Origin of the sequence: Serratia sp. S4 (assembly GCF_000347995.1) — a bacterium.
Lineage (GTDB): Bacteria > Pseudomonadota > Gammaproteobacteria > Enterobacterales > Enterobacteriaceae > Serratia > Serratia quinivorans.
This window is the reverse complement of record NZ_KB661120.1, coordinates 73,236-95,984: the sequence shown is the minus strand read 5'-3', so window position 1 is coordinate 95,984 and position 22,749 is coordinate 73,236. Positions and strand designations below refer to the sequence as shown.

The following is a 22,749-nucleotide window of genomic DNA, read 5'->3' as shown; positions in this document are numbered from 1 at the left end:
TTCAAGCAATGCTGATAAAGGATCACATCAATTCAACTGCACGCTGCTCTTGGGAGTATTGGCACCATAATCGTTAATCGTTTGGTAAGTAAATACGCCTGACACACCGTCAAATAATGGCACTTGCGCACTTGATTTTGGCGAGACCATTTTACTGGTCGATTTTAAATTTTTCCCACCCATCGTCATATTCACCAGCGTAACGTAAAATGGTGACGGATTGTTGATATTTAAGGTATTACCACTGCGTGTAATTTTCAACATATCAGGCGCATCTGCAGATTTTTCGGCAAGTTCTGCCGGACGGACGAACATTTTAATGCGTGCCAATACAGCTATCTGCAATACGTTTTTATCTTTGACATCATTGCGATCTAATGCTGGAATAGCTTTGCTATTCAGCCAATACAGCGTTTCCCTGTCCTCAGGTAATTTCCCGCCGCTGTATATAATACGCAGTGTATTTTCACTTTTTGGTTTACTGACAAATAATGGCGGCGTGATGATAAAATCATCCGTTTTCTTTCCCGCCTCATTTTCAATCCAAGTCTGTATTAGGAATCGGTTATTTTTATCACTGTTATTAATCGACAAAGAAGTCTGCTTGGCATCAGCCGGATAAATAACTCGTGTAGACCCCAGCGCAATACCACCGGCCCAAGATAATGTCGGCGTAATCATGGCCATCGAAAAAATTATCACGCTAAATATTTTTTTCAAAAGTTGAGTATTTGACACACAAACCTCACCATTATTCAGAATAAGGTTAAAAGAAAATAAGTTTATCTGGCGTTTATTGATACGTCAGCGCGAACCACGTTGAAGCATCTGCGTTTCCCCCGACTACCTGTCGGGAGGTGGCACGGTATCGCGCCATAAAGCGCAGAATATTCTCACCCTCGTGCAAGTTCGCCCAGGAAAGCGGAGCCGTATTGGGCAAAATAATATCGCCTTTGTAGTCAAACAGGGCTAATCCTACGCCGCTGGCTGCATTTTCGCCTTCACCCGCTTTAAGTACCTGCGGATCTTTTCCGTCCGTAACGCCAAAGAATGTGATTCCCACGGTATTGCTAACCGCGGTGCTGCATTCAGTTAATCGAATAATAAATTCAATCGGCGGCGCGTAACTGCCAAGATCGCCAAACTGATTACTGCTAAGCGGCCCCATATCGATAACCTGGTTAGCGCTTTCAGTAGAAACCGAGCAAGCCGCAGCGGTCAGAACCCCCCTTAAATGGACCCTTCCGCCATCAATGATAACGTGATGCCGGTTGCCTGCCATGGCCGTACCGCCCGCTATAATTAGCAGAGCCAGAACGGCGCTTATCTGCTTGATATACAATTTTGCCTCCTGCATGTTACTGAATGGCCGCCAAAATCGGCGGCCATAACGGTCAACAGAGACGGTTTATTAGTTATACTGCATGGTAAAAGTAGCATCGGCGTTAGCCTGGCCAGGCGTTACGGCCGCTGCTACTGATTTATAACGCGCATTAAAGGCAAGAACGTTGGCGCCATCAATCAGTTTCTGTGCATTTGAGAAATTCGCGCCATCAGGCTTAAGTACCTGGCCGATACGGTCAGAAATTTCGATCCCCACGCCGGAAGCAGTACCTGAAGCACCGCCACTGGTGTTACTTACCGTAAGAACGGTTGGATCAGTGGCATCTGCACTACCGCTAAATGCGGTAGAGGCCTGTGTAGAAACAGTGGTATCGCAATCTTCAAGTTTAATCGTGAACGGAACAGCATTGGAGCGGGTCCCTACACCGGTGAAATGCGCAGTACGGTACTGACCCATATTCACCGTCTGGTTAGTCGAGTCCGCGCTGACAGCGCAAGCTGCATTGACAATTTGACCGGTGAAATGAACGGTACCGCCGGTGACGATTGCGGCAGAAGCCATAGTGCCAGCTGACAGCAAAGCTAACCCCAGAACCGATTTAAAAACACGCTGCTTGTTTAACATACGTAAAGTGCTCCTTACTTAAACCCAGTTAATTTCAATATAAAATCGACGACACCGCGCCGTATTCCCCTGTCTCAAGACGAATAACATCGTCCGCTACCCGGAGGTTTAGGTAGCACTCCAGTTTGTCAATTAGGACCATTTTGACAAACCGGAGGATTTGCCGATTTTTTTACTAATAACAGCAGTTTTTATGGAATTTAAAGTTAACTAACCAAGATTAACTATTCAAAAAAACCAAAAATGAGAGAGAGGATAACAACAGAAATGAGTTTGCAAAGATGTATGAAATGACGTACATCATTTGCGCCAAAGCGAGGGAGGCAACGTGTAAAAACGTAGATTATCTTTTTTTTACTTACCTAACAATAAGTTAAAAAAATACCGGCAGTGTGTAAATAAATATTGCACAATGTGAAAAGCCATATTAAACTTGATTTGACAGTTTGGTCCTAAGTGTCTATCTCGCGGCCTGACTTTCCCATGCCATACGCCTTCGAATCTTTCAGCATTGCTAGCCGTATAGGCTACTGTATGTCTAATATTCCGATGCCCTAAATAATCTTGTATAAGTCTTGTATCAATCCCCCTGTCAGCCAAAGCAAACCCGCACGCATGCCGCAACATGTGCGGATGCGAGACAACGGTAATATTCGCTTGCTCCCCTAATTGATTGATTATCTGATAGACACGTTGCCGGGACAAAGGCTTACCTTCCCGTGAAAGAAATAGCCAATCACTCTCCGCACCTTGCAACTGCTTCCGTACTTTCAACCAAGCACGTATAGCGCGGATTTCATTGCCGAGTAAAGGATGATTGGTACTAAGTCCATTTTTCAAGCGCCGGATGTACAAACTTTTCGCTTGCAAATCCATATCCGATAAGCGTAATTGGCAGGCTTCACTGACACGAAAACCATGTATATAGCTCATATATATCAGGCAGTAATCCCGCTCTGGATTACTGCCTTCCTTCGAACGTAACAGTAGTCTTTCCACCTCAGACTGCGTTAAATATTTTCGTTGATTCATACTACCTCTCAAAATGTCAAAAAATCGAACTTCACGCGCACCATCATAGATGAGGGTTGATTATAGAAATGAGTGTAGCTTCGCATCCTAATTCAACTGCATAAATTAATGCTCAACCCTATAAATGATAAAATTCCGCACTTATCATAAAAAAACCATCAAATTATATGATAGGTGTTATTTTTTATCTTGCTAATAATTTAAACGCGACAGTGAAATTCAACTCACATGGCAAACCCTACTTATAGTTAAAAACCGCACGGTCTCTCGGTTGTCCCCATGCTAAGATTTCTCGTTTCAACTCATTCTCGTTAAAGTTATTTCAACCTGTATGATATGGTAAAAAATTCCTTATCCATTTTTTTGGCGTGAGCATCGAGATAAAAACAGCTTCGTATCTACAACTAGTTTAAAGTTTATCAACTGTATTAATGAATCATTGAACATAGTACACATTCATTATTTATACATCTAAGATACCTGACCATTAACTACATATTTTTAATATATTTATAAGATCACCACCGCTAAATTAAAAAATTATTAGTCATCCAATGATAAATTAATTTATCTGGTAGACATTTACCAACATACTATTATCCATACCAATCAATGAGATAACACACCAACATTATATACCCACTAAAATAAAACATAAAACAACGCTATTTAACCAACAGACTTAAAATTGCACTCTTTAAAAAACACCAGAAAGCGTTGACATCAACATAAATAAAAAATGACTAACATAGTTATGTCCATTAGTTTTATGTCGCTGTTATAACCATTTATTGTCACAATAATCCGTAAACAATATAAAAAAAGGTCCCTAATAATGGGACCTGTATGAGAACAAAAACAGGCCAAAGCCGGTTCTACCAGTATTTTATTATAATATCAGCTGCAATTCTGTCTTCATGAATCCCTAGTGTTGCCATGTGTCTTTTGTTCACTGCCACTATAGGCAACCTCATCAGCAGGCGTCCAATGGGTTCGGCAGATCAATAATCGCTGATTGATCGGCCACACCGATCGTCAACGCCGCATCATGCGCTATCGCACTTGGGCAACCAATCCACCTCACACTCTTCACTCAACGTCAGGTTGGTTTGCATACCCTGATTGGTTCTGCGTTTAAGCAATGTCAGCTCATGCTCCCTGAGCGTTTGTGGTACGGCTAACCCGAAGGAGGTCAGGTTCATCGTATTTTGATGCCCGCGTGCCTCCATAAAGGACAGGTAGGCGTGATAGAGATAACGGCGCGGATTGGCCGGTCTGATATTGCCGTTCCCCATTAACATGCCCACCGGGGTACTCAGGGTTGTCAGGTAGCCGCAGAAGTCCATTAACGGGTCGGACTGACGTTTGACGGCTAATGCTTCCTCTGAACTCTGCTGCGCCTGCAGTAACTCACGCGCATCGTTCGGGTTGGCAAAGTGTTGCATCAGGTGTCGAACAATCACCGCCAACTCCCCACTGACTTTCTCCAACAGCTGCGGGTCACGTTCCTTCGCCGGTATCGCTTCGGGAAACGTGATAATCACCCGACGACGCGAGACACCGCCGCTGCGGTCACTGAAGCGCATCGGGTTGTTATTCACCGCCAAAATCACGGCCGGGATATAGGTAGAGTAGGCATCGCGGTATTTCGGGTCGATAGCCACCGCATCCCCCCCAGTGATGGCCTTAATGCCCGCACCGTCACCGCTCCATTTCTCCTGGTCGGGCAGAATAATCAGTGAGAACCCCACCACAGAAGCACGTTCACGCGCCGATTCAAGGTTGTCGATGGTCGCGGAGGTGGTGTTGTCCGCACCTGCCAGCAAGCGGGCAATGGAGGCCATCACGCTTTTACCACTGCCACCGGGGCCGGTCACCTCCAGGAACAGTTGCCAGTCGTACCGGTTTCCCAGCACCATAAACAGCGCCGCCAGAATGCGTTCCTGCTTGTCGTGGCTCTTCCCGGCAGCCCGCGTCAGCCACTGCCAGAAATGCGGCGCATGGTCGGCCAGGTTTTCTCCCGTGCGCGGCGGCGTGTAGTCCACGCTGTTGACGGTGCGCAGCCAGTGTTCTTTTCGGTGTGCGCTGAATTGTCCGCTGGCGGTATCAAACACCCCATTACGAAAGCCTATCAGGCGTCTCACCGGTTCGCCCATCTGCGGCACCATCAGCTTGAGCGTATCCAGAATGCTGTTGATACCCGCCGCCGAGAACGGCGCACGGACCTTCTGAAAGAGCGCGGCAATCTCCCGGCTAAGTTGCCGATGGGGCAGTACTTGCCAGGCCCCCTTCGTATAGCGACACAGTTCCTCACCGACTAACGGCACCGCCAGGGTATTGCCATAATGTTCAGCCAACAGTTCTGCCTTTTCACTGGCGCTCATGGCTTTCAGGTCCGCATCGCTGAGCGTATCAAACGGGCTGGGCTGCTGGGGCTGGCTGAAAGCCGTCAATTGTGCGAGCGCGGCCAGCTTGCCCTGTTGCAGGTAAATGTCGTTCCAGTCACCAGTTTCTGGCGGTAACGCCGGTTTGCCGCCGCTCAATTGGGCGGCCTCTGCTGCCCGGGTCTGGCCGGTGCCGTTCTCGTCATTATCGGCTGCCAGCAGCAACACCGAATCAGGGTAACGGGTGCGCAGCTGTTGCGCCATCGCGGGCAGGTTATTGGCACTGAGAGCCACGCAGACACTTTCCCCTGTCAGGTAGTGCACCGTCAGGCCGGTGGCATAGCCCTCAGTCAGCCAGATAACGTCAGTATTCTGGCCGGACAGGAAATGACAGGCGTCTTTCACCTGCCCCCCGGCCAGCGTGCGCTTGTCGCCTGCGGTGTTAATCAACTGGACGTTGACCACCTCACCAGTGCTGTCGGTCAGGGGTAACAGCAGGTCGCCGGGCTGGTAAGTGATGCCGCCCACGCGCAGTGACGGCCCCTGTAATGTCAGGGTGTCGGTGTCCGGCCAGCCTTTGGCGGTCAGGTAGGCATTCCCCGCTTGTTGCCGGGCGCTGGCAAATAGCTGTCTGGCCTGCTGTGCTGAGTTATTTCGCACCTGCGCTTTGTCCTGCTGTTCCTGTTGAAGGTTCTGCTCCGGCCATACGGGTTCGATTTGCCCACCCAATACCCCGGCCACCTTCACAGCGGCCTCTTTGGCGGTCACGGCCAGTGCTTTCTCAACCAGATTCAGACCATCGCCACTGCCGCACTGGTTACAGAACCAGGTACCACGCCCCTGTTGGTTATCAAAGCGAAAGCGGTCTTTGCCGCCGCAGGCCGGGCACGGCTGGGGTTTGCCGTTGGCCTGCAGGGCAATGCCAAGGGCCGGGAGTATCACCGGCCAGTGGCCGGTGGCGGTGCGTACGGTCTGTGAAACGAAATGGGCGTTCATCGTCTTGTTCTCCCTTAATGCACGGTAGCGTGGCTGGCAGTTGCCATATGGTCGCAGCACAGCTCGTCCATCAGCTTTTGCCCCAGTACGGTCAGGCGCGGTGGTGCCACCAACACATCCGGCTGCACCATATCGCTGAGCATGGTGCACGCCATGTCCATGCCCGCTACTGCGCCGTGCTGTTGCACAAAGTACCCTTCCAGGCGCAGGGCAATCAGCATCTGCAGTTCGTCCAGCGTGTAGCCGAGGCTCACCCGGTATAAGGCGCAGCTGTCACTATAGGCCTGTGCCACGGCGCGACGGAAAACGGCGGTACGGACTTCAATCGGTAAACAGGATTGGGTACTCATGCGGCGGGTGCCTCCATACTGGCAAGAAGTTGGGGTTCACAGGTGTTGACGACGTGGCCGAGCTGGTCAGTCAGCACGGCGATGACGGAGGCGAAAGCCGCCTGTTGAAAGCCGTCGGGGCGTTGTCCGCTCAGGTCAAGGCTGTCCAGCATGTCAAGGAACAGCACGCCGGTAGAATGCGCGTGCTGGAGACGCAGGAAATCCGCATGCGGAATGGCGTAATGGGTTTCACTGTGGAAACGGGCGGCCAGCGTATTCATGCCACCCCCTGTACGGGCAGGCGACCGGCAAATGCCAGAATGTAGTCACGTGACAGCAGGCGACGGGCGCTGTGTTCGGAGTCCGCCACAGTGCGTAGCATGCACGGGGTTGCCGTCAGGGCAGTACGGTGAATGGCCGCAAACAGGAAACAGAATTTGGGGTGAGTCGGGGTAAGGATAGTAGCCATGGTGGCAGCCTCCATTGAGTAATGGTTATTGCTACCACCGAAGTTCCTACGCTTATGGGTGGTAGCCCAGACGGGGGTAGGAATACCGGCCTCAATGGATACCGGCCAGCCCGAAGGCTGCCCCGCCTGAGCCACCATTGTTTGATAGCCACAGTAGCATAGAAACCACTGTGCAAAAAATGAGCGCGCTAAGGCCGCGACATAAAAAAACACGCAAGGCGCGTGTTGTGTCGCCATTGAGTAACACGGGTTCCTACGCCCGGCTGCCGATTGTGCGACAGCAGGAGGACTATAGCGCAGGGCCGGACATGGGAGCAAGCCGTAAGACGCCCCCGGACGTTCAATTGATCGCATAGTGATCAATGACCGGTTTGCAGGTCGTGGTGGGTACGGACTGCCGCTTCGGTCAAAGGTACCGGCCCGGCGTAAAACAGGTGCGGTTCGGCCTGGCGACGGGTTAAACGGATAACACCATGTTTAGTGCTGCGGTGTTCCGGTAAGACAATATCCGGGTGCTGGCGTTGCAGCAGGATAGCTTCGGCCACAAACAGCGCGTCGTTATCGTTCAGGGTAAAGCTCTGTCGGCCCAGGGTTAACTGCATCATGCTGTGGCCCCCTGATGACGATTGGCAATGCGCTCATCCATCCACTGCTCCACTTCGGAGGCCAGCCAGGCGACGTTTTTGCCGCCCAGCGAGATTTGGGCCGGAAACTGCTTGCGGGTCATCATTTCGTAAACGGTAGAGCGTGACAGGCCAGTGGTGTAAAGCACTTCCGGCAGACGAATAAAGCGTTCGCGTGGGATGTAATCACTGTGCACAACAGGGGAAGGTGTGGCGTTAACGGGGCGGGAAACTGAAAGCATGTATAGCTACCTCTTTGTGTCCGGTCAGCTCTGGCCGGGACTGTGTGAACTCTGGTAGCGCCCTATTATGTGAATATTTTGGGGGTTGGCAACAAGGGGATGTTGTGTGGTGGCAGAGCTTTTGTGCTTGTTTTTCAATCGAATGGGAACATTGGTTAATATTGACCATTATTGACAATCGTTGGCAACACCACAGAAAAGAATAAGCAATGAATAAGAGTTTATTAATAGGTAAAAGAAGGCTAAAGGAGCAACCACAGGCTAGCCAGAGAAAAGGGCCTTTTTCGTGGGGTGAACAGCAGTGAATACTGAGTGACGAGTTTAAAACGTACTAATCACGATTTAATTTATTGATTTAACTGTCTTTTTTACTTAAGTGAACAGTGGTGAAGAGTTTATATAAGAACTAAAATCTCAATAGTGATCTTTCAGCCTGCTTTTAGAGCGGTTATCCAATGGAAAAATCATCCGTGATAAACAACGGTACTGCACGGCAGTCAGAAGATGAGATTCGCCCAGGCTAAACGAGCGCCGTGATGGGATGACCAGGCCCACCGCCATACCGATGTTGCTACTCCCTACTCTCCCCCGAAAACAGCCTTTTTCCTGGCTAGCCTGTGTCAAATGGCGCGTGCATGCATAGGGTGCATGATTTTGCATGCAATAAAATGCACTTTTTACACCCTTCCGCACCAGTACTGGCACGGTTTACAGCCCGTTATGCACCTGCATGAAAAGCGACACATAAAGCGGGCAGGCGAGGCGGGGAGAGTATTGCGCGCATAGGGGTTTGAGCGACTTTTAGCTTTGTGCATCAGCGCCTCGCCACGTCATCTATTTATTGCTATTTAACTCAGCAAGGTGCTGGCACTATCGTGCCGTGACAGGCCACTGAGTGCGCTTCTTTTTGATGCATGAGTGGAGTTCGCGGCAAAGTTGAATGGTTACGCAGATTGAAGATTGATAGCCAAAATAACGTTACTATCTTATAAAGCATGCACATGTAAAAGCTGCATGAAAATCGAAAAATGAAACGGCAGGCTAGTTTGTTAATTATTTCGCGCACCATAAAAACTATTTATTCACCTCAACTGCAACCAATTGTCCTATAGCTAACGCTGCTATTTCACGGAGAAGATTCTTCCTTTGCTCTTCATTATCAGTGTTTGAAAGGAGAGTGGCATATTGAAATATTTGATTGTTTGCAGTTACTGCTTGATCATATCCCGCAAATTCATAGAAACGATTTAATCCACATATTGCTATTGTTTTCTCTCCTTTTTTTGTTTTAGATACATAAAACTCTCCGGGCTTTATCGCCTCTATATGCTCTTGATAATCATCGAAATGAGGATGAACAATGGCATAATCCATTGAATTAGATGGGAGCCTTTTTCGTGCCTTGCTATTTGTAACTTTATTAGCCCCTTTTCGCTGATTACATTCAGGACAAGAAACACAAAGGTTTTTCGGCTCGAACATAAATTCATGAACTGATTCTCTTGAGACAACATGTTCCACATCCCAAACTCGTCCATTATTACTTTTAAATATCTGCCTGCAATAAATGCATGTATGGTGTTGTTCTTTTATATAAAAATCCTTAATTTCTTTCCTTATAAACTCCAAATCATTATCTGACCAACTCCCTCCACAAAAATCGACATCTTGCAGCTTCTCACTTATTTTTTTAATTGCTTTATTAGAATAATTAATTGCTCGCATCTCTTCATAATCTCCCTGCGATCTCAATTGCAAGATCAATCAACTTTCTCACACTATCTTCCTGCTCGATTTTCTCTCTATTCTTCTTTAATAGTTCTAAATCCTGATAGTATTCTTTATAAATAAATGTACCGTTAGATAATGCTGACAGAATGTTAATAGACACCCGTTTTAAGTATTCATTCTCAATACCAGGCGCATCAAATAGAGTAGCCAATTGAAAATCAGCTGATTTATTCATGAAATTACTGGAGGGTATTACATCTTCACTTTCCATAATGGAAACAAAGCAGTTATCAGTTTTTAAATTAGATACAATCTGTGGAGAGTGTGTAGCAATTACAAAATGACACCCTTTAATATGAGAAAACGCATCCATTAATAGGTGAATATAGGTTTCTTGCCATTCGGGGTGCAAACTTATCTCAGGTTCATCTATCAATACTAAAGAGTTATCCTCTATACTTGCGGCAATTCCTAAAATATTTAAAAGAATACATTGTTGCCCTGAGCTAGCATCATTGATGCTAAAACTTTCTGTAGAATTTTCCCACCATTGCCATCCATCCTGTGATCTATTAGTTTTTCTAGAAACAATGACATCATGTATATTAAGGATTCCAATATCCGAAAGAACTTTGATACTTGTTAGAAAAGACTTCATTTTTTTATTCATTTTCAATGAATAAAAGTGCACATTGAAAATTATTATCCTAGAGTCTTCATCTTTTCCACAATATTCACTTAGGGTAACAAAGGCATCTCTTAATTTTGTATAACTAATATCATACTTACTTTGCAGATATGACAACTCTTTTTGCGATGCAGATGATACATAACTCATGAATTCTCTATCAGTCATTCCTGAAAGATTCCTCATGAATTTATTTATTCCATGTTTCAACCTGAAGTGAAGTTCAAAATCAGATTCAAACCCTAAAAAGCCCAATAACTTCACAATAGTATATTTATTTTCACTTAAATAAGTATCAGCTACAGAGAAGAATAACTTTTCCACAAGCAATAATAGAGCTTTATTCTTCGAGTTATCATCCAACCCATAATAATTGTAGAAATTAGCTGAGCCATCACTACCAGAGAAATAAACACTTTTTCGAGGGAACTTATCGAATGGGCTAGTTGACGCTGCTATTATTTTTTTAGGACACACCATATCCCTATCGAAAGAAGACATAATACTTCTACCATGAATTTCTATTTTCACATCACTTCCCATTGAGGATATTGAAAGTGAGGAATAGTGCTCATCTTGTTTATATTGGCTTAGCGTACCTATATCTCTTTTAAGCAATTTATTACCAACATAAATTGAGCATAAAGTATTGGTTATTATGCTCAATACCCTGCTTTTCCCTGACCCATTCTTCCCAATAAGGACAGTGTATAAATTATCATTATTACTATCAACATCGTTATAAAAAGGAATAGACATCCCTTCAAAATTCACATACCGAATCCTAAAGCTCATACGCAATCCTTTGGGATCGTATTATCTGAATACCATTGCAACATATCCCTGCGTTTTTCCAAATATTGAGCATGATTATAAGTACCTCGAATGCCATTTTTATCCACATGAGCAAGTTGCATCTCAATCCATGCGGAATCAAACCCTTGTTCATGTAGGATAGTGGACATCGTATGCCTGAAACCGTGACCGGTGGCACGCCCCTTATATCCCAGCAGCTCTATAACCTGATTCACACTTTCCTTACTTATAGGCTTTCTGCGGTTGTTTCGTCCAATGAAAATGTAAGGATAGTGACCGGTGATCGGTTGTAGCTGTTTGAACAGCTCAATCACCTGAGTAGAGAGCGGCACCATATGGGGGCGGCGCATTTTCATGCGTTCTGCAGGGATCTCCCAGATGGCACGTTCAAGATCGATCTCATCCCATGCGGCAAAGCGCATTTCTTGCGTGCGCACGCCGGTCAGCATAACGATCTTCGCTGCATTCTTAGTGATGATGCTACCGGTATACCCTTCTAAGTCCTTAACAAAATAAGGTAGTTCCTCGGCAGAAAGGAACGGATGGTGCTTTTGCTTGGGCACGGCTAATGCGCTGGCGAGATCTGGGGCTGGGTTATATTCCGCCCTACCGGTAATAATCGCGTAGCGGAAGACCTCCCCACATCGCTGGCGAACCTTACGGGTCTTCTCCAATGCCCCACGCTTCTCAATCCGCCGCAGCACTTCCAGTAGCTCTAAGGGCTTAATTTCGGCAATGGGACGTTGACCAATATACGGAAACACATCCTGCTCAAAGGTGCGCATGATTTCTTCTCTGTAAGCCAGAGTCCACCGGTCAGCCTTGTTCGTGTGCCATTCACGGCTAATCGCTTCAAACGAGTTCTCGAAAGAAAGTTTCTGAGCGAGCTTTTGCGCCTTTTTATCTGCCACTGGGTCAATGCCATTCACAACCTGCTTACGGGCTTCCCCGCGCTTTTCTCGCGCCTCAGCCAACGTTACCAAGGGGTAGGTGCCAAAGGACATCAACTTGGCTTTTCCAGCGTAGCGATAGCGAAAACGCCAGCCTTTACTGCCGTCAGTATTGATAAGAAGGGACAAGCCTTGACCATCGTTGAGGGTATAGGGCTTTTCTTGCGGTTTGGAACGTCGGATTTGTATGTCAGTTAGGAGCATGTGTATAAGTGGATTCTGTGTATAAAAAATCTATACGCATCACTATACACATTTTTCACGGATTCAGGCAGTCATGTACGGACTTATACGGACAAAAAACCGAATCAATGCATTGATTTAATGGGTTTTTATGGACATTACGGGAGCTGTCAGGACAAGCATTGGCGGAAGATCACAGGAGTCGAACCTGCCCAGGACCGCTGGCGGCCCCAACCGGATTTGAAGTCCGGCCGCCCCACCGGGGACGAGGATCTTCCTTCGGGAACAGGAAGCAAGGGGCTGATTATAGCGCAGTTTACCCTTGGCGCTAAGAGGGAAATAGCGCTAGCCCCCGGCACTATGCCGGAGGCAGGCAGGGTTAAGGTTTCAACAGTTCCTTCACGTCCAGCAGGATAAACTCGTTGTCATCCGCCACGTTCGGCTGACGGCTGGAGGAGAACGGGAAGTTATTATCATTGCCGACGATGATATGGCTGCCATCCACCACGTCCACGTTTTCAATGGTGAAAAACGGGAATGTCAGCACGCCGTTGTTCAGCGGTTTGCGCGCCAATTTGTTCGGGTCCTGAATGTTCATCAGGTCAATATAGGCCAATTTATCGACCGGTTTACCGACGTTGTCGTCAGAAAAGGCAATTTTATATACTCGTTTAAACTTCGCCACCTGACTGAAGCAGTTGTCTGTGGGGGCACCCGCAGCGCAGGCTTGGTCCGCCGTGCCTTCGTTATTATCGCGCTCGATCACCAGGCCATGAGTGGCGTCGATCATATTAAAATCGCCGATGGCGTTCTGGTTGTCTTCCAACACGTATTGCCAACTGCGCCCGGTCCAGGCCTGTTGTTTCACGTCAAATTCCAGCACCCGCAGGTAGCGTTTGCCATCGATGTTCTCGAATTTTTCACCGTCCCACAGCGCGCCTTCCAGCAACGGGTACAATTTGCTGCCGTCCGGTGATGCCGCCATGCCCTCAAAACCCTTGGAACGTGCCACCTGGAAGTTCTGTTTGCCATCCGGTGCGCCCGGCAGGGTCAGCGTCGGGTTATCCGGCGACTTCACCACCTTGCCGTCGACCTTGGTATCGAACACCGCCAATACCTTACCGTTTAGATCGGCCTTAATCAGATAGGGGCCAAACTCATCGCCAATCCACAGGGCATTATCGGCAAACTGGAAGCTTTCCGGGTCAAAATCGCTGCCGGTCAGGTAACGTTTATCGGTGCTCTCATTGATGATATGGAAGGGGACATTTTTGTCCGGATCGTGCAGAAACACCGTTTTCAGCGGCGTCACCGTGCCGTTGTCAAAGTCGATTTTGTAGTGATTGAGGTACAGCATGGCGTCCGGCGAATTGGCCTTGCTGCCAAAACCATTGTCGGTCAGCACCCAGTAGGTACCGTCGGGCATATGTTTGATGCCGGAATGGCCCTGCAGCGGCTGCCCGTTGATCGGCAGGCCAATACCGGTCATGCGATCGGCGGATTTACCCGCCACGCTGCCCAGTTCGGTCACGCGTTTGCCGCTGGTGTATTTACCGCTTTGCTGTAAATCGGCGGGGGCATCCTGCGGTGCGGCAACGTTGGATTTCACCGCCAGTGACGCGTGCCCGGCCAGGGTTGCCGGCACCGGTTGGGCTTGCGCCCACAGGTTAGTGCTCAGCGCCATACAGCCGGCCAACAGTGCCAGGCGGGTTTTGGTTATGTGCATGTCTTGGTTCCCTTTTTGTTGTTATCACCCAGAAGTAAAAGCAACGTCACTATAGGGAACCGCAATGACAGTAATATTATTCGGCGAACGCCCGCCGGTAGCTGTGCGGATGGAAGCACCAGGTGATGGCGATCAGCACCACCACCAGCAGCGCATGGATTTGCCAATCCAGCACAAAGCCGCCGCTGTAATCACGCAACAGGCCGGAAATATAAGGCGTGGTTCCCGCCAGCAGGAAACCAATGCCCTGCATAAAGGCCACCAATCGCCCCGCGGCCGCCGGGTGCGGAATATGATCGAGCGCCAGCACCAGGCACAGCGGGAAGGCGCCGCCCAGTCCCAGGCCGGAAACCAGCACCCATAGCCACGGCAACGTCTGCGGCAGATAAATCAGGCCGACGAAGCCGATCAACTGCATGACTAATGCCAGCAATAACAACGGCCGTCGATCCAGCGATCGCGCCAGCGCCGGCAACAGCAGCGCCCCGACGACCTGCCCGAAGGTCATCAGTGCCAACAGCGATCCGCTGGCCTGCGGCTGCCAGCCGAGCTGCATATAATACGGCGGCAGCCAGGCGATCAGGCTGGTATAGCCGCCATTGATCAAACCAAAATAGGCGCCGAGCAACCAGGCACGACGGCTGAACCACAGGCTCGGCCCAGAGGAGGTTCCGGATGGCGTCAGGCGTGCCAGGCCACGGCTGACCGGCCACCAGGCGATTAACGCCACCAGTGCAGGTACCGCCCACCAGGCCAATGCACTGTGCCAATCATGGCCGACACTCATCAGCCAGGGGGTCATCGCCGCCCCCAGACCGCCACCGCCCATCAGAGCCGCCGACCACAGCCCGGCCACCAGCGCCATCTGCTTGAGAAAGTGGTGTTTGATAATGCCGGGCATCACCGCCTGGATCACCCCAATCCCCAGTCCACCCAACACCGCGCTCAGCAGTAATTGCGTGCTGCCCGGTGCCAACTCACGCCAGGCGGCCCCCAGGCCAATGGCCAACAGGCTCAGCACTACGCTGGTACGCTCGTCGAACAGGCGGTTGATCGCCCCACCCGCCAGCGCCATCAACCCCATCATCAGCACCGGCAAGGTGGTCAGCAGTGCCCCACCGCCAAAGCTCAGCCCGGTGGCCTGCCGCAACGTCGGTAACAATGGGCCGATCGAGGTCAACAGCGGCCGCATATTCAGGCCAATCAGTACCAGCGCCCACAGCAGGGGGTTGAACCAGCGGCGTAAGAAAGGGGGAGCAACAAATTGATTTAACACGGTCTATTCCTGAACTTCCGGGATGAAGAGTGCGGGGTCACAGAGTGGCAGCCGCAACGTTGCCTTACTCTAGGCTTCCCCATTAGTATTGGGAAATTAAATAATAAAATAGCCAACAGTGGAAAAATGAATCGTTACCCGATGTTCAATCCGCAGTTACTGCTCAGCTTTGTCGCAGTATGCGACAGCAACAGCTTCACTCGCGCCGCAGAGCGGGTGTTTTTGTCGCAGTCGACCGTCAGCCAACAGGTGCGCCGGTTGGAAGAAATGCTGGGTAAACCCCTGTTTGAACGTTCGTCCCATCAGGTACTGCTGACCGAGGAAGGCGTCAAGCTGTTGAGCTATGCGCGGCGCATCATTGCGCTGAATGAAGAGGCGCACGACGCCTTGACCGGCATCTGGCGCGACGGCGTACTGCGGTTGGGAATGCCGGAGGATTTTGCCGCCCCCACCACCGAACTGCTGGCGGAGTTCAGCCGGGCGCATCCGCATCTGCGGCTGGATGTCACCAGCGGCCTGAGCGCCGATCTGCACAGTGCCTACGCCCGTGAAGAGCTGGATCTGATCCTGGTTAAGCAACGCCGTAGCCAGCCGCCGCGGGCCGCCCGGCCGGAACCGCTGCTGTGGCTGGACAGCCTGGCCTTCCCGGCAATAGAACAGTCGCCGGTACCGCTGGCAGTGTTTCCGCTCAATGGGTTATATCGCGATGATTTGTGTCAGGCGCTGGATAACCTCGGCAAGCGCTGGCGTATTGGCTACAGCAGCGCCAGCCTGGCCGCACTCACCGCCGCATCCGCCGCCGGGTTGGGCGTCACCCTGCTGCCGGCCGGCTGCCGCTTGCCCAGCCATCGGGTTCTCGGCAGCGCCGAAGGGTTGCCGCCGATCGACAACATTGAGCTGGCGCTGTACTACCGCGACGGCGCCCCCGCAGCCACTCCCGCGCTGGCCGAACGGCTGAAGGCGTTTTGTGGGCTGATGTGAGAAGATTATTCCAAAAATTGCGGATGTTTGAGTTGCAGCCAATCGTTAACCGCCAGCCAGAGTGCGCCTGCCTGTTCCAGACAGGCGGACACCGCCGCATCCGTCACCAAATCACCTGAATAATCGGCGATGTTACGTTGTTTCCTCAAAGCATCCAGACAGATCATTGCCTCACGCGAAATACCCAGGGTCAGCGGCAATGATTGGATCATGAGTTGATGATGGCCGGGTTTATGGGTCGAGGTCCGAAAACCCTCCGCCTGCAGAGCTGCATTGGCGATTTGCATGACCGCTTTATACGCCGTGTCAAAACGCGTTTCATTGCTGAGCAGAGTGATACTGGCGTCATGTCGATTACGCGCAGCGGCGGAGAGTAATTTTCTGATTGCACCCGCGTCAGGCTTTATTGCCTCCAGGCCAAGGCCGATCAGGTTGTCTAACGTCATCCTTGTCTCCCAAAATCCCTAGCTGAGGCTTACTCATAATATCCTGAATAAAAGCTGAATTTTCCGCCAAAGCCGCCTGCCACTCGACTGGCGAGTACAGCTTGGGGTTAATTTCCCTACCCAGCTCCTGCTGCAAAGGGTAAAACGCGTTGATCACCTCTGAGAATGACAGGTTGCCGACGATCAGGACATCTATGTCACTGTCATCCTTGGCCTTACCACTGGCAATCGAACCAAAAATAAAGGCCAGTTCAAACTCAGCGTTAAGTTCAACCAATGCCTGGCGCAAACGCTCGACCATCCCGGAGGTTTTGCGGAAAATAGCCACCAACTCAGGAAAAATCAGGCAATCAGGGTTAGCCCGATAGCAGATTTGGTTTCCCTGTTGCTGTCTGAGCAAGATGCCGCCCTGCGCCAGTTTGTTCAACTCTTTATGTAAGGTACCGGCCTGAGTTGCGGTCTGACGCGCAATTTCTCGCACATGAAATGCCCTTTCTGGCTTATTTAGCAACAAAGTTAACACTTTTCGCCGATATTCACTGAACAGGAGAGCAAGCAAAGGATCGTACATAGCGCCTCGTAATGTAGCCTTATTAGCTACAAATGTAGCCAATAAGGCTACATTAGACAAGCAAACCCTAATACCCAACCTCGCCATAACGCCCACGGTAATCTTTGGGCGTCATGTCATAACCTTTCTTGAACACCGAATAAAAATACTGCAGTGACGGGTAACCACACATCTGTGAAATCTCGTTGATGGTCAACGAGGTAGCCGTCAGCAGGTTGCGGGCGCGATCCAGCTTTTCCTGATGGATCATATGGTGGATAGTTTCGCCGGTTTCATCCCTGAAGCGTTTTTCCAGGTTGGAGCGCGACAGGCCGATCGCGTCCAGCACCTGCTCGACCTTGATGCCCTTGCAGGCGTGATGACGAATGTAATGCATCGCCTGAATCACCGCCGGATCGCGCAGCGAGCGGAAATCGGTAGAGCGACGTTCAATCACCTTCACCGGCGGCACCAGAATGCGCTGCAGCGGCAGCTCACGGCGATCGAGCAGTTGGTGCAGCAGCTTGGCGGCACGATACCCCATCTGACGGGTACCCTGCGCTACCGAAGACAGCGCCACCCGCGACAGGTAACGCGTCAGTTCTTCATTGTCGATGCCGATCACGCAAAGCTTTTCCGGCACCGCGATGTCCAGATGTTCGCACACCTGCAGCAAATGGCGCGCCCGCGCATCGGTCACCGCGATGATGCCGGTCTGCTGCGGCAAGGTCTGCACCCAGTCCGCCAATCGGTTCTGCGCGTATTGCCAGTTATCCGGCGCGGTGGCCATGCCCTGATACACCACGCCCTGATACTGCTCCAGCGCGACCCGCTGGCGGAAAGCATGCTCACGCTCCTGCGCCCAGCGTTTACCGCCTTCGCTGGGCAAACCATAGAAGGCAAAACGATTAATGCCTTTTTCTTTCAGGTGACTGAATGCCGCCTCCACCAGCGCCTGATTGTCGGTAGCAATGTAGTGCACCGGCGGATAGTCCTCATCACGGTGATAAGAGCCGCCCACCCCGACAATCGGCACCCGGACGTTATGCAGCAGTTGCTCGATGGCCCCATCGTCGAAATCGGCGATCACCCCATCGCCCAGCCAGTCCTTGATGTTGTCGATACGGCAGCGAAAATCCTCTTCGATAAAGATGTCCCAGTCACATTGTGAGGCCTGTAAATACTCACCTACGCCCTCAACCACCTGGCGGTCGTACACTTTATTGGCGTTGAACAACAACGTAATGCGAAAGCGCTTTTCAAACATGCCACATCCCCGGTAAACGAACTGCCCTCTGGGTCTGGGATAGCACAACTATCTGCAAGAGCAGCAGGCATCACCTCATAACTGTGAGCTCAGACGCTATTCTTTTATGCCCGGCGCTTGGTGGCGGAGTCCATCCATACCGCCAGCAGCAAAATGGCGCCCTTGACGATGTACTGCCAGAAGGTCGGCACGTCCAGCATGCTCATGCCGTTATCCAGCGACGCCATAATGAATGCGCCCATCACCGCGCCGGCCACGCTACCGATGCCCCCCGCCAGGCTGGTGCCGCCAATCACGCAGGCGGCGATGGCGTCCAACTCGGCGATATTACCCGCCGAAGGCGAACCGGCACCCAGGCGCGAACTGAGGATCAACCCGGCAATCGCCACCATCAGGCCGTTGATGGCGAACACCGCCAACTTGGTGCGCTCGACGTTAACGCCCGACAGCCGCGCAGCGTCAATATTGCCGCCGATGGCGTAGATCCGACGGCCAAAAGCGGTGCGGGTGGCCATAAATATCCCCGCCAACATCAGTGCGGTGAGGATCAGCACCGGCGTCGGTACCCCACGGTAATCATTGAGCAAATAGATAGCCCCGAGCACCAGCAGCGCCAAAATGCTTTGTCGGGTGACGTCACCGCCTGCTGTTGCCACCGGCAAACCGAGCTGGGCACGCCGACTGCGTCGCCGCCACTGCCAGGCGACAAACAGCATCAACCCAACGGCACCGATGCCAAAACCCAGGCCGTTCGGCAAATAGCTCTGGCCAATTTGCGACATCGCCCCACTGGTCGGCGCGACCGTGGTGCCATTGGTAATGCCGATCAGGATGCCGCGAAAGGCCAGCATCCCAGCCAGGGTAACGATAAACGACGGAACCTTGCGATAGGCCACCCACCAGCCGTTCCAGGCCCCCAACAGCAGGCCGGCCAGCAGCGTCACCACGATAGTCAGCGGCAGTGGCCAACCCAGCCAGACGTCAAAAATCGCCGCCGCCCCGCCCAGCAGGCCCATCATTGAGCCGACCGACAGATCGATTTCTGCCGAAACAATCACGAACACCATGCCGACCGCCAAAATACCGGTGATCGCCGTCTGGCGCAGCAGGTTGGAAATATTACGCGCGCTGAGATAGGCCCCTTCGGTGGTAAAGGTAAAGAACAGCATAATGACGACTATCGCCGCCAACATCACAAACACCTGCAAATTGATGGATTTTAGTTTCACTATGGGGTTTTTCTCCACCATTGCCGGCACGATCGCTTCAGACTGCGTGTTTTTCGACATCTGTTTCACTCCTCAATGCGGCTTCCATCACCTGTTCCTGGGTCAGACCCTGGTTGACCAACGAAGCCTTGATACGCCCCTGGTGCATCACCAATACCCGATCGCTTAATCCCAACACTTCAGGCAGCTCCGAAGACACCACGATCACCGAAATACCCTGCTGGACCAGCTGATTGATTAACTTATAGATTTCGTGTTTGGCACCGATATCGATACCGCGCGTCGGCTCATCCAGAATGAGAATTTTCGGCTTCAGAAGCAGGCATTTGGCGAGTATGGCCTTCTGCTGGTTACCGCCGCTCAGCCGGGCTATCGCCAGTTCGGGTGAGGAAGTCTTCACTTTTAACTGCGCCAGCGATTGGCGAATGGTCGCCTGTTCCCGGGCATCATCAAGCACCGTCAGCACGCCGCTAAAGTCGCTCAGCGCCGCCAACGTCATGTTGGCCCCCACGCCCATCACCGGCACGATGCCATCACGCTTGCGATCTTCCGGCACCATGGCAATGCCATATCGCATCGCCTGGCGGCAATTGTTGATGACGGCCGGCTGGCCATTGAGGCTAATGCTCCCCTGCCAACGGCCAGGGTAGACGCCGAACAGGCACTGCATGGTTTCGGTGCGCCCGGAGCCAACCAACCCTGCCACGCCGAGGATCTCGCCACGTCGCAGGGTGAAAGAAACATCATCCACCCGACGAACGTGGCGGTTCACCGGGTGCCAGGCGGTGAGATTATCCACCTGCAGGATCACCTCGCCGATATCATGCTGTTGCTGCGGATAGAGCTCGGTTAATTCGCGCCCAACCATCATGGCGATAATGTCGTCCTCGCTCATTTCCGCTGCCGGGCGCGTACCGATATGCTTGCCATCGCGGATCACGCAGATCAGATCCGAGATCGCCTTCACCTCATTGAGCTTGTGCGAAATGTAAATGCAGGCGATGCCGTGATCGCGCAGATCCTCGATGATCGCCAGCAGCGTAGCGGTTTCACTTTCGGTCAGCGACGCCGTCGGCTCATCGAGCACCAGCAGCCGCACCTGCTTGTTCAGCGCCTTGGCAATCTCCACCAGCTGTTGCTGCCCCAGACCCAGTTCGCCGATCGGGGTGTTGGGATCCACCGCCAGCTTGACCTGCGCCAGCATCCGTCGGCAGCGCAGATACATGGCGTCATAATCCATTACGCCGTACCGGCGCCATTCATTGCCGAGAAACATGTTTTCCAGCACCGTCATCTGCTTCACCAGCGCCAGCTCCTGATGAATGATGGCGATGCCTTTCTGCTCGGTGTCGCGAATATTTTTCGCCGCTAATAAATCATCAGAGAAATAAATATCGCCCTGATAACTGCCATGCGGATATATACCGCACAACACTTTCATCAGGGTGGACTTTCCCGAACCGTTTTCACCACACAGCGATAATACCTGGCCTGCCTCTAACTTCAGGCTGACATTATCTACCGCCTTGACCGCACCGAATTGCATGGTGATATTTTTCATTTCTAATAGGCTGGGCATTATTCCCTCCGGATTACCGGCTTGCGGAATTAATTAATCTCGGCTTTTTTATGGAAACCGTCGGCAACAATGGTGCTGTCGATATTCGATTTATCAACCGGAATAGGGGTTAATAACCAGGATGGCACGTCTTTGCTGCCGTTATTTAATGTGGCGTTAGCCTTCGGCTGTTCACCCTTGCCCAGTTGCACCGCGATGCCCGCCGCCTCGTCGGCCAGTTTACTGATTGGCTTATACACCGTCATGGTCTGGGTACCGGCGACAATGCGCTTCACCGCCGCCAAATCGGCATCCTGACCGGAAATAGCCACCTTGCCCGCCAGGCCCTGCGCGGCCAGCGCCTGGATAGCGCCGCCGGCGGTGGCATCGTTGGAAGCCACTACCGCGTCAATCTTGTTATTGTTGGCGGTCAGCGCATTTTCCATGATTTTTAATGCGTTTTCCGGCAACCATCCGTCGACCCACTGATCGCCCACCACTTTGATTTTCCCACCGTCGATCAGCGGTTGCAGCACCTTCATCTGCCCCTGGCGGAACAGCTTGGCGTTGTTATCCACCGGCGAGCCACCCATCAGGAAATAATTGCCCTGCGGCACCCGTTGCACCAGGCTTTGCGCCTGCAGCTCACCGACCTTTTCATTATCAAAGGAGATGTAAAAATCGATATCGGCGTTATTGATCATGCGATCGTAAGCCAGCACTTTAATGCCTTCCCGCTTGGCCTCGCTGATGACGTTGCTCAACACCTTGCCGTTGTAGGGAATAATCACCAGCACGTCGACGCCGCGGTTGATCATATTTTCAATCTGCGCCATCTGGGTTTCTTCATTACCATTGGCCGACTGGACAAACACATCCGCCCCCAGCGCTTTGGCTTTGCTGACGAAGATGTCGCGGTCTTTCTGCCAGCGCTCCAGGCGCAGGTCGTCGATAGCCATGCCGATTTTGACTTCTTTGCTCTGCGCCGGTTGGCTCGCCAGCGCCAGCAGCGCACAGACCGAAAGGAACACAGGTTTGAATTTCATCTTATATACCTTTGTTATTTAACGGGTAGGGGCAATAATTGAAACAGACTGGTGATGCAACTTAGAGCGGATTGTTATCGGTTATTTAATATTCAGCAATTACTGATTTTTACCGGCCAATTATGATTTTTGGTTTAATGTTGTTTTTATGATGGCGGTCATGCTTTCGCGCTGAAAAACAGCAGGTCGACAAATAAAAGTGAATTAAGCCTTAAATAAACTGCGGTTAATAACCAATTATGAGATCTGTCGCACATT

22 protein-coding genes and 1 tRNA gene are annotated in these 22,749 nt (G+C 51.2%); 1 reads left to right on the top strand and 22 read right to left on the bottom strand.

The genetic code is table 11. From position 1 onward, the window contains the following. Window positions 1-27: 27 nt before the first annotated feature. The 16 genes from SERS4_RS0101075 to SERS4_RS0101010 form a co-directional block, all read right to left on the bottom strand. Window positions 28-720: a fimbria/pilus periplasmic chaperone gene (locus SERS4_RS0101075; RefSeq protein ID WP_017891206.1), complete on the bottom strand. Its 693-nt coding sequence runs from the start codon at window positions 718-720 to the stop codon at window positions 28-30. Between the two features lie 73 nt (window positions 721-793). Further along, on the bottom strand, window positions 794-1,342 hold the full coding sequence (locus tag SERS4_RS0101070; RefSeq protein ID WP_017891205.1) for a fimbrial protein: 549 nt from the start codon (window positions 1,340-1,342) through the stop codon (window positions 794-796). 69 nt (window positions 1,343-1,411) lie between these two features. After that, window positions 1,412-1,969: a type 1 fimbrial major subunit FimA gene (gene fimA / locus SERS4_RS0101065; RefSeq protein WP_017891204.1), complete on the bottom strand. Its 558-nt coding sequence runs from the start codon at window positions 1,967-1,969 to the stop codon at window positions 1,412-1,414. Between the two features lie 354 nt (window positions 1,970-2,323). Next, entirely contained in the window at window positions 2,324-3,001 is a 678-nt protein-coding gene (locus SERS4_RS26035) for a tyrosine-type DNA invertase (RefSeq protein ID WP_083906154.1), read from the bottom strand. A gap of 1,046 nt (window positions 3,002-4,047) precedes the next feature. Beyond that, window positions 4,048-6,381, bottom strand: a complete 2,334-nt coding sequence (locus SERS4_RS0101060) for a primase-helicase zinc-binding domain-containing protein (protein WP_017891203.1) — start codon at window positions 6,379-6,381, stop codon at window positions 4,048-4,050. 14 nt (window positions 6,382-6,395) lie between these two features. After that, window positions 6,396-6,731 carry a DUF5375 family protein gene (locus SERS4_RS0101055; RefSeq protein WP_017891202.1) on the bottom strand — a complete coding sequence of 112 codons (336 nt, stop codon included), beginning with the start codon at window positions 6,729-6,731 and terminating at the stop codon, window positions 6,396-6,398. After that, entirely contained in the window at window positions 6,728-6,991 is a 264-nt protein-coding gene (locus tag SERS4_RS0101050) for a hypothetical protein (protein WP_017891201.1), read from the bottom strand. The genes SERS4_RS0101055 and SERS4_RS0101050 overlap by 4 nt, the downstream gene beginning before the upstream one ends. Then, on the bottom strand, window positions 6,988-7,533 hold the full coding sequence (locus SERS4_RS26030; protein ID WP_026142142.1) for a host cell division inhibitor Icd-like protein: 546 nt from the start codon (window positions 7,531-7,533) through the stop codon (window positions 6,988-6,990). Before SERS4_RS26030 ends, SERS4_RS0101050 begins: the two co-directional genes overlap by 4 nt. Before the next feature lie 5 nt (window positions 7,534-7,538). Then, window positions 7,539-7,784, bottom strand: a complete 246-nt coding sequence (locus SERS4_RS0101040; RefSeq protein ID WP_017891199.1) for a hypothetical protein — start codon at window positions 7,782-7,784, stop codon at window positions 7,539-7,541. Next, on the bottom strand, window positions 7,781-8,044 hold the full coding sequence (locus tag SERS4_RS0101035; protein WP_017891198.1) for an AlpA family transcriptional regulator: 264 nt from the start codon (window positions 8,042-8,044) through the stop codon (window positions 7,781-7,783). The genes SERS4_RS0101040 and SERS4_RS0101035 overlap by 4 nt, the downstream gene beginning before the upstream one ends. Window positions 8,045-9,118: 1,074 nt before the next feature. After that, the gene (locus tag SERS4_RS26870; protein WP_071592978.1) at window positions 9,119-9,769 is read right to left on the bottom strand and encodes an HNH endonuclease; all 651 of its coding nucleotides are present in this window, start codon (window positions 9,767-9,769) and stop codon (window positions 9,119-9,121) included. A 4-nt stretch (window positions 9,770-9,773) separates the two neighbouring features. Continuing rightward, window positions 9,774-11,237 carry an AAA family ATPase gene (locus SERS4_RS25925; RefSeq protein ID WP_172641804.1) on the bottom strand — a complete coding sequence of 488 codons (1,464 nt, stop codon included), beginning with the start codon at window positions 11,235-11,237 and terminating at the stop codon, window positions 9,774-9,776. 17 nt (window positions 11,238-11,254) lie between these two features. Further along, on the bottom strand, window positions 11,255-12,433 hold the full coding sequence (locus tag SERS4_RS0101020) for an integrase arm-type DNA-binding domain-containing protein (protein ID WP_017891195.1): 1,179 nt from the start codon (window positions 12,431-12,433) through the stop codon (window positions 11,255-11,257). Window positions 12,434-12,595: 162 nt separating this feature from the next. Continuing rightward, window positions 12,596-12,690 (bottom strand) — tRNA-Sec (locus SERS4_RS26865). 101 nt (window positions 12,691-12,791) lie between these two features. After that, window positions 12,792-14,138, bottom strand: coding sequence for an esterase-like activity of phytase family protein (locus SERS4_RS0101015; RefSeq protein ID WP_017891194.1), 1,347 nt, complete (start codon window positions 14,136-14,138; stop codon window positions 12,792-12,794). A gap of 76 nt (window positions 14,139-14,214) precedes the next feature. Beyond that, window positions 14,215-15,414, bottom strand: coding sequence for a CynX/NimT family MFS transporter (locus tag SERS4_RS0101010; RefSeq protein WP_017891193.1), 1,200 nt, complete (start codon window positions 15,412-15,414; stop codon window positions 14,215-14,217). Window positions 15,415-15,540: 126 nt separating this feature from the next. On the opposite strand from SERS4_RS0101010, the gene SERS4_RS0101005 reads away from it, so the two are divergent. Next, on the top strand, window positions 15,541-16,395 hold the full coding sequence (locus SERS4_RS0101005) for a LysR family transcriptional regulator (protein WP_017891192.1): 855 nt from the start codon (window positions 15,541-15,543) through the stop codon (window positions 16,393-16,395). A 5-nt stretch (window positions 16,396-16,400) separates the two neighbouring features. Here the strand turns inward: SERS4_RS0101005 and SERS4_RS0101000 are convergent, their stop codons facing one another. From SERS4_RS0101000 to xylF, 6 genes are all read right to left on the bottom strand, one after another. After that, complete coding sequence (locus SERS4_RS0101000) at window positions 16,401-16,841, bottom strand: hypothetical protein (RefSeq protein WP_017891191.1); 441 nt, start codon at window positions 16,839-16,841, stop codon at window positions 16,401-16,403. Further along, entirely contained in the window at window positions 16,792-17,412 is a 621-nt protein-coding gene (locus SERS4_RS0100995) for a nucleotidyltransferase domain-containing protein (protein ID WP_012004576.1), read from the bottom strand. Before SERS4_RS0100995 ends, SERS4_RS0101000 begins: the two co-directional genes overlap by 50 nt. 67 nt (window positions 17,413-17,479) lie before the next feature. Then, window positions 17,480-18,658 carry a D-xylose utilization transcriptional activator XylR gene (gene xylR, locus SERS4_RS0100990; protein WP_017891190.1) on the bottom strand — a complete coding sequence of 393 codons (1,179 nt, stop codon included), beginning with the start codon at window positions 18,656-18,658 and terminating at the stop codon, window positions 17,480-17,482. Window positions 18,659-18,762: 104 nt separating this feature from the next. Next, window positions 18,763-19,947: a xylose ABC transporter permease XylH gene (xylH, locus tag SERS4_RS0100985; protein ID WP_017891189.1), complete on the bottom strand. Its 1,185-nt coding sequence runs from the start codon at window positions 19,945-19,947 to the stop codon at window positions 18,763-18,765. Continuing rightward, window positions 19,925-21,466, bottom strand: a complete 1,542-nt coding sequence (locus SERS4_RS0100980; protein WP_012004573.1) for a xylose ABC transporter ATP-binding protein — start codon at window positions 21,464-21,466, stop codon at window positions 19,925-19,927. The genes xylH and SERS4_RS0100980 overlap by 23 nt, the downstream gene beginning before the upstream one ends. A 29-nt stretch (window positions 21,467-21,495) precedes the next feature. Next, window positions 21,496-22,491 carry a D-xylose ABC transporter substrate-binding protein gene (gene xylF / locus SERS4_RS0100975; RefSeq protein ID WP_012004572.1) on the bottom strand — a complete coding sequence of 332 codons (996 nt, stop codon included), beginning with the start codon at window positions 22,489-22,491 and terminating at the stop codon, window positions 21,496-21,498. Window positions 22,492-22,749 lie beyond the last annotated feature (258 nt).

Bases quoted from the DNA above. Each gene is read 5' to 3' on its own strand.
- fimA (WP_017891204.1), bottom strand. From the start codon at position 1,969: ATGTTAAACAAGCAGCGTGTTTTTAAATCGGTTCTGGGGTTAGCTTTG.
- SERS4_RS26035 (WP_083906154.1), bottom strand. From the start codon at position 3,001: ATGAATCAACGAAAATATTTAACGCAGTCTGAGGTGGAAAGACTACTG.
- SERS4_RS0101060 (WP_017891203.1), bottom strand. From the start codon at position 6,381: ATGAACGCCCATTTCGTTTCACAGACCGTACGCACCGCCACCGGCCAC.
- SERS4_RS0101055 (WP_017891202.1), bottom strand. From the start codon at position 6,731: ATGAGTACCCAATCCTGTTTACCGATTGAAGTCCGTACCGCCGTTTTC.
- SERS4_RS0101050 (WP_017891201.1), bottom strand. From the start codon at position 6,991: ATGAATACGCTGGCCGCCCGTTTCCACAGTGAAACCCATTACGCCATT.
- SERS4_RS26030 (WP_026142142.1), bottom strand. From the start codon at position 7,533: ATGCGATCAATTGAACGTCCGGGGGCGTCTTACGGCTTGCTCCCATGT.
- SERS4_RS0101040 (WP_017891199.1), bottom strand. From the start codon at position 7,784: ATGATGCAGTTAACCCTGGGCCGACAGAGCTTTACCCTGAACGATAAC.
- SERS4_RS0101035 (WP_017891198.1), bottom strand. From the start codon at position 8,044: ATGCTTTCAGTTTCCCGCCCCGTTAACGCCACACCTTCCCCTGTTGTG.
- SERS4_RS26870 (WP_071592978.1), bottom strand. From the start codon at position 9,769: ATGCGAGCAATTAATTATTCTAATAAAGCAATTAAAAAAATAAGTGAG.
- SERS4_RS0101020 (WP_017891195.1), bottom strand. From the start codon at position 12,433: ATGCTCCTAACTGACATACAAATCCGACGTTCCAAACCGCAAGAAAAG.
- SERS4_RS0101015 (WP_017891194.1), bottom strand. From the start codon at position 14,138: ATGCACATAACCAAAACCCGCCTGGCACTGTTGGCCGGCTGTATGGCG.
- SERS4_RS0101005 (WP_017891192.1), top strand. From the start codon at position 15,541: ATGAATCGTTACCCGATGTTCAATCCGCAGTTACTGCTCAGCTTTGTC.
- SERS4_RS0101000 (WP_017891191.1), bottom strand. From the start codon at position 16,841: ATGACGTTAGACAACCTGATCGGCCTTGGCCTGGAGGCAATAAAGCCT.
- SERS4_RS0100995 (WP_012004576.1), bottom strand. From the start codon at position 17,412: ATGTACGATCCTTTGCTTGCTCTCCTGTTCAGTGAATATCGGCGAAAA.
- xylR (WP_017891190.1), bottom strand. From the start codon at position 18,658: ATGTTTGAAAAGCGCTTTCGCATTACGTTGTTGTTCAACGCCAATAAA.
- xylH (WP_017891189.1), bottom strand. From the start codon at position 19,947: ATGTCGAAAAACACGCAGTCTGAAGCGATCGTGCCGGCAATGGTGGAG.
- SERS4_RS0100980 (WP_012004573.1), bottom strand. From the start codon at position 21,466: ATGCCCAGCCTATTAGAAATGAAAAATATCACCATGCAATTCGGTGCG.
- xylF (WP_012004572.1), bottom strand. From the start codon at position 22,491: ATGAAATTCAAACCTGTGTTCCTTTCGGTCTGTGCGCTGCTGGCGCTG.